At 65.6% G+C, this 14,834-nt stretch carries 12 protein-coding genes; all 12 read left to right on the top strand.

Annotation, left to right across the window (positions count from 1 at the left end; all coding sequences use genetic code 11):
- Positions 1-270: 270 nt before the first annotated feature.
- The 12 genes from DK261_RS18605 (at position 271) to DK261_RS18550 (ending at position 14,823) form a co-directional block, all read left to right on the top strand.
- Positions 271-2,112, top strand: a complete 1,842-nt coding sequence (locus DK261_RS18605; RefSeq protein ID WP_110176124.1) for a fatty acyl-AMP ligase — start codon at positions 271-273, stop codon at positions 2,110-2,112.
- Entirely contained in the window at positions 2,109-2,978 is an 870-nt protein-coding gene (locus DK261_RS18600; RefSeq protein WP_007929724.1) for a LuxR C-terminal-related transcriptional regulator, read from the top strand. The genes DK261_RS18605 and DK261_RS18600 overlap by 4 nt, the downstream gene beginning before the upstream one ends.
- 878 nt (positions 2,979-3,856) lie before the next feature.
- Positions 3,857-4,123, top strand: a complete 267-nt coding sequence (locus tag DK261_RS18595) for an acyl carrier protein (RefSeq protein ID WP_016703515.1) — start codon at positions 3,857-3,859, stop codon at positions 4,121-4,123.
- Positions 4,124-4,126: 3 nt separating this feature from the next.
- Positions 4,127-6,739 (top strand): aminotransferase class III-fold pyridoxal phosphate-dependent enzyme, encoded by a 2,613-nt coding sequence (locus DK261_RS18590; protein ID WP_110176123.1) that lies wholly within the window; start codon positions 4,127-4,129, stop codon positions 6,737-6,739.
- Between the two features lie 28 nt (positions 6,740-6,767).
- Positions 6,768-7,904: an acyl-CoA dehydrogenase family protein gene (locus DK261_RS18585; RefSeq protein ID WP_016703514.1), complete on the top strand. Its 1,137-nt coding sequence runs from the start codon at positions 6,768-6,770 to the stop codon at positions 7,902-7,904.
- A gap of 79 nt (positions 7,905-7,983) precedes the next feature.
- The gene (locus tag DK261_RS18580) at positions 7,984-9,288 is read left to right on the top strand and encodes a fatty acid desaturase (protein WP_028683343.1); all 1,305 of its coding nucleotides are present in this window, start codon (positions 7,984-7,986) and stop codon (positions 9,286-9,288) included.
- The gene (locus DK261_RS18575) at positions 9,285-10,316 is read left to right on the top strand and encodes a ferredoxin--NADP reductase (protein ID WP_041984282.1); all 1,032 of its coding nucleotides are present in this window, start codon (positions 9,285-9,287) and stop codon (positions 10,314-10,316) included. Before DK261_RS18580 ends, DK261_RS18575 begins: the two co-directional genes overlap by 4 nt.
- Before the next feature lie 26 nt (positions 10,317-10,342).
- Positions 10,343-11,299: a fatty acid desaturase gene (locus tag DK261_RS18570; RefSeq protein ID WP_009050685.1), complete on the top strand. Its 957-nt coding sequence runs from the start codon at positions 10,343-10,345 to the stop codon at positions 11,297-11,299.
- Between the two features lie 48 nt (positions 11,300-11,347).
- Positions 11,348-11,845, top strand: a complete 498-nt coding sequence (locus DK261_RS18565; protein WP_009050684.1) for an HIT family protein — start codon at positions 11,348-11,350, stop codon at positions 11,843-11,845.
- A gap of 105 nt (positions 11,846-11,950) precedes the next feature.
- Positions 11,951-13,465 carry an NAD(P)/FAD-dependent oxidoreductase gene (locus DK261_RS18560; RefSeq protein WP_110176122.1) on the top strand — a complete coding sequence of 505 codons (1,515 nt, stop codon included), beginning with the start codon at positions 11,951-11,953 and terminating at the stop codon, positions 13,463-13,465.
- A complete protein-coding gene (locus DK261_RS18555) occupies positions 13,462-13,845 on the top strand; it encodes a hypothetical protein (protein ID WP_009050682.1) in 384 nt (127 codons plus the stop codon). The genes DK261_RS18560 and DK261_RS18555 overlap by 4 nt, the downstream gene beginning before the upstream one ends.
- 162 nt (positions 13,846-14,007) lie before the next feature.
- Positions 14,008-14,823 (top strand): carbon-nitrogen hydrolase family protein, encoded by an 816-nt coding sequence (locus DK261_RS18550; RefSeq protein WP_110176121.1) that lies wholly within the window; start codon positions 14,008-14,010, stop codon positions 14,821-14,823.
- Positions 14,824-14,834 lie beyond the last annotated feature (11 nt).

Below are 14,834 nucleotides of genomic sequence, written 5' to 3'. Positions count from 1 at the left end.
TTACACAAGCCCAGCTTGCGCAGGCCCGGATAGTCGGCTTCACCTCTTTGAAAAGGGCTGATGACTGCAAGGCCGTATGGCAAAAAGCCATGCATGCATCGAGCTGTGAGGCGAATATGCGCCGGGGGCGGAAATTGCGGGTATACGCCGTTCGGAGTATTAACTTCGAGTGCGCGCTCCCAGAGGATGATCAAGCGTAATGGATGCGCAAGGCCGCAGATTTCGGGCCTTGCGGGAGATGGCTAAGTACGGCTGCCTGGACACAAAATAATGACTACGAACGACCACGATAGCGACGTTCCGTATGCGAATTTTTCGGAATGTCTGCAGCTTCACGCCCATACGATCCCGGACCGATTGGCCTATCGTTTTCTGCACAACGGGCGAGACGAAGAAACCCTGATCACCTTCTCTGAACTGGACCGCGCGGCGAGAGCGGCGGCGGCCCGGTTGCAGGGGCATTGCCGGGTGGGGGACAGGGTGCTGATCCTGCTCAAGCCGGGCCTGGACTATGTGATCGCCTTCATGGGCTGCCTGTATGCCGGGCTGGTGGCGGTGCCGGCCTATCCGCCGGGGGCGACCAAGACCCTGGACCGGCTGGACGGCATCATCGACGACTGCCAGCCGACGGCGGCGCTGGCCAGTGGCGAGGATGTCCCGACCATCCAGGCCCGGCTGGGGCAGGCCGACAGTCCGCGGGTGCTGGACATGGCGACTCTGGACCTGGCCCTGGCCAGCGAATGGCGGACGGTTCCTGTGACCCGGGACGATATCGCCTTTTTGCAATACACCTCCGGCTCCACCGGGATTCCCAAAGGAGTGGCGGTGACCCACGGCAACCTGATTCACAATTCGCGCAGCATCAGCCGCGGCTTTCTGACCCACAAGGACAGTCACCTGGTCAGCTGGCTGCCGCCGTATCACGACATGGGGCTGATCGGCGGCATCCTGCAATCCTTGTTCGTCGGCTTCGGCTCGACCCTGCTGGCGCCGATCCACTTCCTGCAACGGCCGCTGCGCTGGTTGCAGGCCATCAGCACCTACCGCGGCACCGTCAGCGGCGGGCCGAACTTCGCCTATGAATTGTGCCTGCGCAAGATCAAGGACGAAGAGCTGGCCGGCCTCGACCTGAGCAGTTGGGAGGTGGCCTTCAACGGCGCCGAACATGTGCGGGCGCAGACCATTGCCGCCTTCCATGAGCGTTTCGCCCGTGCCGGTTTTGCCAGCACCTCGGCCTTTCCCTGCTACGGGCTGGCCGAAGGCACGCTGATGGTCAGCGCCGGTGGCAGCAAGCGCGAGCCGGTGATTCGCCAGTTCCATGCCGGCTTGCTGGAGGACAATGTGGCGCGCCTGCACGACGGCCAGGGCAGCGACGCCGAGTTGCGCCTGTGCACCCTGGTCAGCAGCGGCCGCGGCATTCCGGGGCAGGGCCCGTTCATCTGCGACCCGCACACCGAACAGCCACTGGAGGACGGGCGGGTCGGCGAGATCTGCATCCTCGGCGACAGCGTCGCCAGCGGTTACTGGCAGCGCCCGGAGAGCACCGCCGCGGCCTTTCGCCCGGCCCCGCCGGCGCTGGGCTGGTCGCGCTACTTCCGCACCGGCGACCTGGGCTTCCTGCTCGATGGCGAGCTGTTCGTCACCGGACGGCTCAAGGACCTGATCATCGTCAATGGCGTCAACCATCACCCTGGCGATATCGAGAACACCGTGCTGCGTACCCATGACAGTTTTCGCCCGGACGGCACCGCGGCCTTCAGCATCGAGACCGGCGACAGCGAGCAGGTGGTGATCGCCCAGGAAATCGAGCGACGGGCCTTGCGCAGCCTCGACCTGCCGCAGCTGTTCAGCGACATGAAGGCGCGGCTGTGGCAACAGCACCAATTGGCGCGGCCGGTGCTGTTGCTGGTGTTCGGCGGGTCGTTGCCGCGTACCTCCAGCGGCAAGATCAAGCGCCAGGAGTGCCGCAAGCAGTTCGCTCCCTGGCTGGCGGCACTCGAGGGCACGGCGCCGGCCGAAGCCCATCCGCTGGACAAGTCGGTGGTCGCGGTGGAGAGCAACGGCCGGGTATTGCGTGACATCACCGTCGACAGCCAGGTCGTGGAAGCATGACCAGTCTATCGATCGGCCCGGTGCATGCGCCCAAACCCGCGGCGTTGCTGTTCGCCCAGCCGGCCTTCTGCGAACCGCGGCTGGAACTGGCCAGCCGCCCGCGGTCGGTGCTGTCGTTGCCGCCCACCGACAGCCAGCAACGGTTGCAGCTGACCAGCGTGCTCAACTCCATCACCTCGGCGCGCAGCATCGCCGAGCTGACACAGCAGACCCAGCTGGCGCTGCCGCAGATCCTGCCGTGCGAGAACTTCGTGTTCGCCAGCGGCCGGGTCCGTGCGCACCGGGTGTTCTTTTCGCACCTGATTCATCCGGACAGCGTCTCCGATGACCTGATCAAGGCCATCGTCGGTCGCGACGGCATGATTCCGCCGCTGGGCATCGACCCCATCGAGCATTGCGGACGCCCCAAGTTCACCACCCTGGAGCGCCTGGGTAACTCGCAGGACCAGGTGTGGGCGAAGATTTTTCGCGAACACGGCATACGCAATCTGGGCTGGACCCTGCTGCCCGGATTGCACCGCAACACCTTCACCGGCTACTTCTTTCACAACATCTCGGCCACCGTGGCCCATGAAAGCAAAATGCGCATGATGGTCTTCGCCCCGTACCTGCACATCGCCCTGAACCGGGCGCTGGGCAGCAAGCTGTTGCGCCACAACCCGGGGCCGAACCATCAACTGTTGTCCATCCTGTCCAGCCGCGAAGCGGAGATTTCGCGCTGGGTGGCCCGAGGCAAGACCAACTGGGAGATTGGCCAGATCCTCGGCATCAGCGACAAGACCGTGAAAACCCACCTGCAGAACATCTTCTCCAAACTCCAGGCGTCGAGTCGGGCGCAGATCGCGGCGTTGTTCTGCGACGAGTGAGTGCTGCCTGTCTTTCATCCAGTAACCACCCCCTCAGTGCTGACGAGGCTCAGTGCTTCGGCGTCGCCTGTGCTTTTTGTAGGAGCGGCCGGTCGGTGTTCGATTGGCCGTGATGGTGTCTGTTTGGGCGCTGCATTTTTTGGATGGTGTACATATCTATGCCGGGGGAGGCTTCTGTAGGAGCGGCCGGTCGACGCTCGATTGCCCGCGATGGCTTCCGTGCAGGCGCTGCATTTTTTGGACGGTGTACATATCCATTCCTGTGGTAACGGCCACTTAGGGTTTCGCCCTTACGGCGAGTCCCTTTTTACAAACGCCTAAAAAGGAACCAAAAACGCTTGCCCCTGCGTACGGCCTTCGCTGCGCTCAGGTTCCCTCGCTCCGGCGTCCATCAGGGGGCATCGACTCCGGTCGGCTTCGCTTCGACCTCCATACGATGTCCTCGACTGCGTCGAGGGGCGCTGCGCGCCATCCCCCTGATGAACACCTCCAATCGGCCTCCCGATGGGGCGGGTAGATCAAAAGCAAAAGCCAGGCGCGACCTGCCGGTCGGCGCGTTTGTAGCCGCTGCCGAGCCCGCGAGGCTGCGATCGACCGCGAAGCGGGCGCAGGGGGCTTGAGATCGCTGGAGGACCTTCGGTCCTGTCGCAGCCCGCGGCAGCGCCTACAAACCAGGCGCTACTCCTTACGGAGTATTGAGCTGAGCCGGCATGACGCCGAGCATCGGGGTGTAGCAAATGGCCTGCCGCAGCGGGTCATCCACACTCAAAACGCGTTTGCATCATGACGCCTGCCCAAGCGTCGATCCCGTGGTTTCACCACGGGGTGGCGCGGGCCAACGGCCATGCAAAGGAAGCGAAATACGCTGGGAGGCGACTGTGCATATAGACGAAATAACCTTTGCCGTGACCGAAACCCTGGCCAGCCTGCTGGAGGTCGATTCCGGGTCGCTGGACGTCGAGCGTTCGTTCCACGAGATGGGCGTCGACTCGGTGCTGATCGTCGGTCTGTCCGCCGAGTTCGAAGACCGTTTCGGCATCTCCCTGGACCCGGAACTGGCCTACCTGCACGACACCGTGAGCAAGGTCAGTCAGCATCTGTATGGCGTCATCAACCAGGGCGCGCTCGGCGCGGTGGGGAGGTAAGCCATGGCTGACTCTTTGCTCAATATCACCCGCCAGGAACTGCTGGAATTCGTCGGCCTCAACGAGACCGTGGTTCGCGCCCAGGGCACCCGGATCGAAACCGCCAGCGGCCAGACCCTGATCGATTTCGTCGGCCAGTTCGGCGCGGTGCCCTTCGGGTATGGCGCGGCGCCAATTACCGAGGCGATCCACACATTCCTCGCCAGCGGCCAGGCCTCGCTGGTCCAGCCACTGATCAACCCCGGCGCCGAAGAACTGGCGCGGCGTCTGATCGAGCTGGCGCCGGGCAGCCACTCGAAAGTGACCTTCACCACCAGCGGCGCGGAGACGGTCGAGGCGGCGATCAAGCTGTGCCGCGCCGCGACCCAGCGCGAGCTGGTGATCGGCACCCTGACTGGTTTTCACGGCAAGACCCAGGGCGCGGTGGCGGTCACCGGCAAGGCCATTTACCGCGAACCGTTCCAGATCCGCGCCGAGGGTTTCAGCCATGTGCCCTATGGCGACCTGGAGGCCCTCGAGGAACAACTGAAGACCCGGCGCGCCGCAGCCTTTTTTGTCGAGGCGGTGCAGGGCGAGGCGGGCATGATCACCCCGCCCCCAGGCTACCTGCTGGCGGCGCAGAACCTCTGCCGGCAATACGGCACCCTGTTTGTCCTCGATGAAATCCAGACCGGCCTGGGCCGCACCGGCGAGCTGTTCGCCGCCACCGCCCACGGCCTGGAGCCGGACGTGGTGCTGCTGGCCAAGGCCCTGGGCGGCGGTGTCGCGGCCATTGGCGCGTGCATCTACGGCGAGCAGTGCTGGAGCCGCGATTTCGACCGGCACCACAGTTCCACTTTCGCCGTGAATGGCTTCAGTGCCGCCATCGGCCTGGCCGTGCTCGACCAGCTCACGGCCAACGACGGCGCCCAGCTCAAGCACGCGGCGCAGCAGGGCGCCTATCTGCATGCCGGGCTGTCGCGTCTGGTACGCGACTATCCCGAGGTGTTCCACAGCCTCGACGGCCGCGGCCTGATGCTTGGCCTGAAATTTCGCCGCTGGAGCGGCGAGCGCCTGTATACCCTGTCCCTGGCCAGCGCCTTCGGCGCCCTGGTACCGATCGTTTGCGGCTACCTGAAAAGCCGGCATGGCGTGTACTGCCTGCCGACCCTCACCGAAGGCAACGTGCTGCGCATCCAGCCACCGCTGTGCATCGAACGCGCCGACATCGACCTGCTGCTCGAAGGCCTCAAGGCGGTGGCGGAACTGGTGGTGCACAACCAGCAGCATCGCTTGATCCTCGAAGCCCACGGCTATGCCGGGCCACGGGGTGTACCGAGCCCCTGGGTGGTGCCCGGCAAACCGCGCAGCAGCGGGCGCTGCCTGGGTCGCTTCGCCTTCCTGCTGCACCCGACCACCGCCGAGAGCGTCAACGGCGACAGCGTGGTGGACGGCCTGGGGCTGTCGGCGGCGGAAAAAACCTTTATGCAGGGCTGGCTCGACGACTTCTCCGAATGGGCCAAGCCGGACCTCGATGCCGGTGTGTCCTATCACGCCCGGCGGGTCTACAACGATGCCGGCGACTATGTCGAAGGCTGGCTGGTCGGCAGCCTGCTGCAACCACGCGACCTGATGCGCCTGAGCCTGGGCAAGCGGCGCAAGCTGCTGGCCAACTACCTGGACAGCGTCGCCGAGCTGGAGGTGGATTTCGTCGGCCTGGGGGCCTACACCTCGGTGATTTCCAGTGCTGGTGTCGATGTCATCAACGAGCGGTTCCACACCACCACCGGCAACAGCCTGACGGCCATGGTCGGTGTCGATGCGCTGCTGAGCACCTGCGCCAATCGGGGCGCGCCGCTGGCCAAGCGCCTGACCGGGGTGATCGGTGCCTACGGTTCGGTGGGCCGCCTGGCCAGCCTGCGCCTGGGGCGCTTCTGCGAGCACCTGGTATTGCTCGGCAATGGGGCCAATCGGGGCGCCATGGACGAGCTGCGGCTGGTGGCCGGCGAGCTGTATCGCGACGCCTTGCTGCAGATCCAGGGCGGCCACAGCAGCGGCATCGCCAAGACCCTGGTGCTGCTCCTGCCGAGCCTGGCCAGCGTCGAGCAACTGCTGGATCGCGACCTTGGCGACGAGGAGCAATTGCGCGAACTGTTCGACCGCATCGATGCCCTGGCCCAGGGCAAGCCGCAGGTGCAGCCGCCGCTGGTGATCACCGCGGACCTGGGGAGCTGGCTGCCACGCCTGGAAACCGTGCTCTCGGCCACCTCCAACGGCTCGGCCTTTATCGACCCGCTGGTCCTGCACCAGAACGCGATCATCTGCGACTGCGCGCAGCCGCCGGACATCGGTCACGTCACCCTGGCGCTGCGCCCGGACGTCACGGTGATCGAAGGCGGCCTGATCCATTTGCCCGACCGCAGCCAGCGTTTCGGCCAGCAGAACCTCACCGGTCTGCCCACGGGCGTGACCTTCAGTTGCCTGGCCGAAACCATGGTCCTGACCATGGCCGGCCTGCAGCGCGACTACAGCATCGGCAAGCGTCCTCCGCTGGAGGACGCCGAAGCGATCTTCGACCTGGCCCGAGCCTTCGGTTTCGCCCCCGCGGTGGAGCAGTTGATCGAAAAAGCCGGTTAACCCTGACAACGAGAAAGGAGTCCACACCATGTCGATGCACAACGCCCGCAACGCCACCGAGAAGTACCTGCCGGGCCTGCTCGCCGCCCTCCAGGAGCGTGGCCTGATGGCCCTGGAGCAGGCCGACCCGGCCGTGCTCTGCGGGCTGTTTCGCGACTACCGCGCCGCCGGCCTGATCATCCCCGAGACCTACGGCGGCCTCGGCGCCTCGCCGGAGGAAACCGTGGAAATCCTGCGGGCCATCGGTTCGCTGTGCCCGTCCCTGGCGGTGATGATGACCATGCACCACCACACCATCGCCACCATCGTGCAATTGGGTGGGTTGATCCCGGCGGCGGAAGAACTGCTGTGGGGCATCACCCAGAACCAGTTGCTGATCGCCTCGGCCTTCGCCGAGGGCAAGCCGGGCTCGGAGATCTTCAACCGCAGCGTCAAGGCGCGGCCGGTGGAGGGCGGTTTCGTCCTCGACGGCAGCAAGAAGCCCTGCACCATGAGCCACCACATGGACGTGATCGTAGTCGGTGTCGCCTGTGAGCAGGACGACGGCAGCGTCAGCCAGGGTTTTGCCGTGGTCTTTGCCGATGGCAGCACGGTCACCCGCGAACCCTTCTGGAACGCCACGGTGCTGCGCGCCACCGACAGCAACGAACTGGTGTTCAACGGCGTGTTCGTGCCCAGCGAGCGCATGCTGCTGGCCGACGGCGCCGACAGCGAAGAGGTGGCCGCGACCGCTATGGAAACCTCGCTCAACGGCCTGAGCTGGTTCCAGCTGATGGTCGGCGGCAGCTACCTGGGCGTGGCTTCGGCCCTGGTCGACCGGCTGCTGCGAAAAGCCTTCGCCGACCCCGCGCAACTGGCGCTGCTGTGCATCGAACTGGAGGGTGCCCATCAGGCGCTGCTCGGCACCGCCGGCGAATTGCAGGCGCAACAGGATGCGCCGATGAACACCTACCACAAGGCGCTGTGCACGCGCTTCCTGGTACAGGCAGCGATCGAGCGTGCGACCAACCTCAGCGTCGAGCTGTTGGGCGGCATGGCTTTCATCGCCTCCGACGAAGTGGCCTATCTGCTGGCGGCCTCCCGGGCGATCTGCTTCCACCCGATCTCCCGCGGCGCCGCCACGCCGTTGCTGGCGCAGTTCCTGCGCGAGTCCTACAGCGCCTGATTCGCCTGCTACCGCAGCCGGAGCTGTGGCGCCCCTGGCGTCGCTCCGGCCTCGGCAACATGCCTAATGGAGTAGAAGCATGAGTAGCGATTTTCTCTATCCGCCGCGCCCGGCCAATGTCGGTCGCGGGTTTCACTGCCTGGCTGTTCCGCTGTTCAGTCTGCTGCTGGTGTTCAACACCGCGGCCATCGTCGTGATTCTGGCCCTGTCGTGCACCTTGCAGGCCGGGCGCCGGGTGTTGTCGTGGTTGCCGGGAATGAAGGCCCTGGGCGGCTGGCTGGTGACGAGCTATCACCGCTTGTTGCAGCCACTGGCCGAGCGCTTGCTCAAGGACCCGCGGGACGAGCCGATCCTCGCCGCCGCCATCAGCCTGGGCCTGACCGCCGGGCCGGTGTTCATCGCCCAATTGTGGCTCAAGGAAATCTCCTGGCTGCTGGTGCTGCTGTTCTACGCCTTCGTCTACGGCCCGAACATCCGCGGCTTCGTCCGCTCCTTCAGCGCCATGCATCAGGAAGGCCACGTGCCAGGCGGTATCTTCAAGCGTTCGAGCCTGCTGGATCGCTGGGTCGGCAACTCCTTCCTGTACATGTTCTTCGCCATTCCCATGGGCCTGATCCCCCACGCGGCGGCGCATTTGCAACAGCATCACCGGGAGAACGCCGGGCCGCTGGATGTCTACGCCACCGCACGCTACGACCATGCCAGCGCCTGGGATTTCGCCGTCTACATGGTGCGCGAGGTGATGTACCAGCAGTTCATGGTTTCGCCCTGGCTGTACTTCAAGAGCAAGCGCAAGCGCAGCCAGGCCCGGGCCATGGTCATGGGCAACCTGGTGCATGGCGGGCTGTTCGTCGCGCTGGCGTTCTACAGCCTGCCGATCGCCGTGTTCTACATGCTGGTGCCCTGGTGCGCGAGCAACTTCCTGATGGGCGTCATCCACTGGAGCCAGCACGCCTTCTACGGCGGCCAGGAAGACCCCAGGGACTGGATGTACAACACCGTGACCCTGCTGGAAACGCCGGTGAATATCCTCAACGAGGGTTACCACGCCTGCCACCATCACTGGGCCGTCGGCCACTGGTCGGAGAGCCCGGCGCTGTTCGAGCGGCTCAAGCCGGAACTGGCGGCCGCCGGCTCCATGGTGTTTCGCGACCTCAGCGTGTTCGGCCTGTTCGTGCTGCTGATGCTGCGCCGCTTCGATGCGCTGGCGGACAAGCTGGACTGGTGGCAGCCGCTGGACCACGCAGAGAAAGTCCGCCTGCTGCAATACCGGGTGCTGCCGGCGCCCATCTCGGCCCATGAGCACGCCCATCAACGGCGCCTCGGCACAGCGCACGACGCCCACGAATCCACACCTGCGCACAGCGCCCTGGGCCAGCCATGAACCGTCCCCTGACCTTGAAAGTCGCCGCCATCGAACGGGAAACCGACGACGCGGTGACCATTCACCTCAAGCAGCCGCTGCTGCGCAAAGTCCGCTACAGCGCCGGGCAATACCTGACCCTGGAGGTCGACGTCGACGGGACCAAGGGCTGCCGTGCCTATTCCATCAGCAGCACGCCGGGGCTGGACAAGACCCTGTCGATCACCGTCAAGCGGGTGGCCGGCGGCAAGGTCTCCAATCGCCTGGTGCAGGAGCTGAGCGCCGGCGACGCGGTGCAGACCCTCGGCACCCACGGCCGCTTCACCTTCGCTCCGCAGCCGGGTAGGGGGCGGCACTTGGTGCTGCTGGCGGCGGGCAGCGGGATCACGCCGATCTTCTCGATCCTCAAGTCGGCGCTGCACTTCGAGCCGGACTCGCAGGTGTCGCTGATCTACGGCAACCGCAATCGGGAGTCGGTGATCTTCCGCGACAAGCTCGACCAGTTGCGGCAGACCTTCGGCGAGCGTTTGCAGCTGGTGCATGTGCTGTCGCGGCCAGACACCCCGGGGGCTCACGAAGGGCGCCTGACCCGCGAGCGGGTGATGGACATTCTCGGCGCGCTGCCCGGCCCGCAGGCCCGCGAATACTACAGCTGTGGCCCCAGCGGCATGATGGATGAGGTGACCGCCGCCCTGGAGGCCCTGGGCATTGCCCCGGAACGTGTGCACCAGGAGCGTTTCACCCCGGCCAAGGCGCCAGTGGCCAGCGGCGACACGGAAAAACGCGTGGAGCTGCTGATGCAGGGCCAGACGTTCAACTTCACCGTTGCCCCAGGCCAGACCCTGCTCGACGCGGCCCTGGCCAGCGGCGTGCAGCCACCGTTTTCCTGCCGCAGCGGTTTCTGCACCGCCTGCGTCTGCACCCGGCTGACGGGGCAAGTGCGCATGCGCGAAGACCACGGGCTGTCGGCGGACGAACTGAACCGAGGCCAGGCACTGTTGTGCGTGGGCTATCCATTGACGGACGACGTGCGCCTGCAAGTCGATTAGCGATACAGACAGAGGAAGGTCAATTCATGAGTCATTCAACCCACCATGCCGCCGAAGACCAGTTGCGGTTGGCCAAGCGCGCCGAACTGCGGGTCGACCGCGAGCGCCAGGCCCAGTTGCAGGCACTGATGCAGCCGCAACCGCTGAAGTTCACGCTCTGGTCGTTGTTGCACCTGCTGGTCTGGTGCGCGGCGGCGCTGTACATCCTGCTCGGCGACAACCCCTGGGGCCTGGCACTGGCGGTGCTGGTGCTGGGCAATCAGCTGCATGCCTTCACCGTGCTGCAACACGATTGCGGGCATGCCAGCGGCTTTCGGTCGGCGGCGCTGAACCTGTGGGTCGGGCGCTTCATGGCCTGGTTCATCGTGTTCCCGTTTTCCTCCTTCACCGAATGCCACAAGTACCATCACCGCTATCTGGGCGATCCGCACAAGGACCCCGACGACTGGAACTACACCGGCGGGGTGAAGTGGATGTTCCTGCGCATCGCCGTGTTCGTGCCGCGCTTCATCTACTTTTCCCTGGTGCGCTACGGCAAGGCAGTGCGCAACCGGGTGCTGCGCGAGCTGGCGTTCAATCTGCTGTCGATGGCGGCGATCGGCGCCTGGTGCTACAGCCAGGGGCTGATGCTGCAGTTCGTGCTGATCTTCATCGTGCCGCTGCTATTGCTGGCGCTGGTGATCAACCCGATTTCCCGGGGCTACGAGCACTTCCCCATGGCCACCCTGGAGGTCGGCGACCCGCAGCGCCTGGACCTGGCGAAGAACACCGTGACCGTCAGCGACCGGCTGATCGGCCTGCTGTGGGCCAACATCAACTACCACGTCGAGCATCACATCTACCCCGGTGTGCCCTTCGTCAACCTGCCACGGCTGGCGGCGCTGCTGGACAACAAGCCCTACCTGCGCGACCGCTGGCTGCTGGCGCGGATGTTCGCGCGACGTCCGGTAACAACTTCCGCCGAACCTCGGCGAGCGGCGTGAGCTACATTTACAGCGCCCGAAGGAGCGCCACCCACCGAGGATTCACGGATGACCTGTATTTTCTGCCAGATCGCAGCCGGCGAATTGCCCAGCGCCCTGGTCTATCGCGACACCCACTGCATGGCCTTCATGGACGTACACCCGCTGGGGCAGGGCCACGTGCTGCTGATCCCGCTGGCCCATGTGGAAAAACTCGAGCAACTGCCCACGGTCATCCGCCAGCACCTGTACCAGGTGTTCGATACCTTGCTGGCCGCCCAGCGTCGCGCCGGCTTCGGGGTGGAAGGCACGCACCTGATCGTCAACGACGGCAAGGCCACCAACCAGCACATCCCCCATGCCCACCTGCATCTGGTGCCGCGGCAAAGGGGCGATGGGCTGGGTTTCGGGATGCGCATGTTCATGCACTTCACCGGTGTGTTCGGCCGCCGCACGCCGCTGCAAACCCTGCGCCGCCAGGCCCTGGTGATCGCCGCCGAGCTCGACCCGCAGGCGCTGGAGAACCTGGCGCACCGGACCAGCCGGCTGCACGCCGAGTCGATTTAGCCGCCCGGGCCGGCGGGCGGCCCTCGATCCACAGAGGTTTAAAATAAACAGTGCATGCGCTGCGGACGGTCACGCCCGGCGTTTGTGCCGCCAGGAGTCAGGAACATGAGTGCGCTACTTCAGGAGCAGGCCGATCCGGCGCGGGTCTATCGGGTGTTGATCATCGGCGCCGGCTTCTCCGGCATCGGCATGGCGATCAACCTGCGCCAGCGCGGCGAGCAGGACTTCCTGATCCTTGAACAGGAAGCCGGCGTCGGCGGCACCTGGTGGGTCAACCAGTACCCCGGCTGTGCCTGCGACATTCCTTCCCATCTCTATTCGTTTTCCTTCGAGCCCAACCCCGACTGGTCGCGGCGCTTTTCGCCGCAGCCGGAGATCCGCGATTACCTCAGGCACTGCGCCGACAAGTATCAGGTGCTGCAACACTGCTGCTTCAACACCGCGGTCAGCGGCCTGCGCTGGCTGGAAGAGCGCGCGCTGTGGCAGGTGACCGATGCCCGTGGCGGCGTGCGTTTTGCCCAGGTGGTGGTGGCTGGCACCGGGGCCTTGTCGACCCCGGATTATCCCCAGCTGCCGGGGCTGGAGCGCTTCAAGGGCCGGGTCTTTCATTCCCAGCAGTGGGACCATGAGTACGTCCTGGCCGGCAAGCGGGTCGGGGTGATCGGCACCGGCGCGTCGGCGATCCAGTTCGTGCCGCTGATCCAGCCGCAAGTGGCCAGCCTGGCGGTGTTCCAGCGCACGCCGCCGTGGATCATCCCCAAGCCGGACCGGGCCTTTTCCACTAGCGGCCAGCGCCTGCTGCGGCGTTTTCCCGCTATGCAGCGGCTGTTGCGCGGGCTGATCTACACCGCCCATGAAACCCGGGTGTTCGGTTTCGTGTTCAACCCGCGGCTGATGGCCTTGCACCAATGGCTGGCGCTCAACCTGCTGCGGCGCCAGGTCAAGGACCCGGAACTGCGCCGGCGCCTGACCCCGGACTACGCCATCGGCTGCAAGCGCATCCTGCTGTCCAACGACTACTTCCCGGCCCTGGCCCAGGCCAACACCCGGTTGGTCACCAGCGGTATCCGTGAAGTCACCGAGGACGCGCTGATCACCGTCGACGGCCAGCGCCATGCCCTGGATGCGCTGATCTTCGGCACCGGCTTCAAGGCGCGCACGCCATTTCCGGCGGGGATGATCCTCGGGCGCGGCGGGGTGGACATCGTCGATACCTGGCGGCAGGGCAGCGAAGCCTACAAGGGCACCACGGTCAGCGGCTTTCCCAATCTGTTTCTGCTGATGGGGCCCAACACCGGCCTGGGGCACAACTCCATCGTCTACATGATCGAGTCGCAGATCGCCTACATCCTCGGCGCCCTGGACACCCTGCAACGCCTGGGTGTGACCAGTGTCGATGTCGATCCGCAGGCCCAGGCGCGCTTCAACCAGGGCCTGCGCCGCAGGCTGCGCGGCGCGGTGTGGAGCGTCGGCAGTTGCCAGAGCTGGTACGTCGACCCTCACAGCGGGCGCAACGTCGCCCTGTGGCCGGGGTTCAGCTGGCAGTTCCGCCAGCAGACCCGTTATTTCGATGCCGAGGCCTATCGGCTGACGTCGCATCCCCAAGGAGTAAAACCATGAGCCATCCGGGCAAGAGCGTGTTTCTGTTCGGCCTGTACATGTTGTTGCTGGGCGCCGCGCTGGTGCTGGCGCCTAACCTGCTGCTGCCGTTGTTCGGTTTTGCCCTGACCGACGAGGTGTGGATCCGGGTGATGGGCCAGCTGGCGCTGTACCTGGGGGTCTATTACGTCTGGGCCGGCTACACCGAGCGGCGCGAATTCATGGCCCTGACCGTGGCGATCCGCCTGTCGGTGCCGGTGTTTTTTGCCGCCTTCGTCGCCGCCGGGCTGATATCGCCGGTGCTGTTGCTGCTGGCCTTGCCGGACCTGTGCAGCGCGCTGTGGACCTGGTGCGCGCTGAAAGCCCCGACGGCTTCACGCCAGCCACCGGGTCATGCCTGAGCCCTTCAGTCTGGCGCTGACTCGACCCGCCAACTAACCCTGGCGGGGTACTCCATTGAAGTGATTACCACACGGCTGCGCGCCCTCCATACTCGCCACCAGCCCTGGCGGGTGCCGCTCATGCGGCGTTCGGAGACCTGCCGACACTTCAAAGGATCCGCGATGAAGATTGAACTGATGCAACTGGCCGGCCGTGACGGCGACACGGCCTACAACCTCGAGCGGGTCCTGCGGGGCATTGCCGACTGTGACGACGACATCGACCTGCTGGTGTTCCCGGAAACCCAGATCAGCGGTTTCGCCAACCCGCAGCAACTGGCCGATGTCGCCGAGCCATTGGACGGGCCGAGTATCCAGGCCGTGTTGCGGGCGGTGCGCGCCAAGGGGGTCGCGGTGGTGGTCGGCATTGCCGAAAAAGCCGCCGGCCACTACTACAACACCTCGCTGCTGGTGACCCCCGAAGGGGTGGCGACGAGTTACCGCAAGACCCATCTGTGGCCCGACGAGCGCGGCCTGTTCCAGCCCGGCGACCGCTACAGCACCGTGTTCTGGCGGGGCGTGCGGGTCGGCCTGCTGATCTGCTACGACATCGAACTGCCGGAAAGCGCCCGCGCCCTCGGCCAACTGGGCGCCGAACTGATCCTGGTGAGCAACGGCAACATGGACCCCTACGGCCCGGTGCATCGCACCGCGATCATGGCCCGTGCCCAGGAGAACCAGGCCTTCGCGGTGATGGTGAACCGGGTCGGCGACGGCACCGACGGCCTGGTGTTCGCCGGCGGTAGTGCGCTGGTCGATCCCTTCGGCCGGCTGCTGTTCGAGGCCGGCCGCGACGAGTGCCGGCAGGTGGTGGAGCTCGACCTCGGGCAACTCAAGGCCGCCCGCCGCGATTACGACTACCTGCATGACCGGCGCCTGCAACTGTCCGGCGAATACGTCGAGCACGCCGATGGCCGTCGCGAACTGTTGATTCCTTAAACCTCATCGCT

The sequence above is a fragment of the Pseudomonas sp. RW409 genome, assembly GCF_003184125.1.
Taxonomy (GTDB): Bacteria; Pseudomonadota; Gammaproteobacteria; order Pseudomonadales; family Pseudomonadaceae; genus Aquipseudomonas; species Aquipseudomonas chlororaphis_I.
Note: the sequence above shows the minus strand (reverse complement) of the source record. Positions and strands in the feature narration are given on the sequence as shown.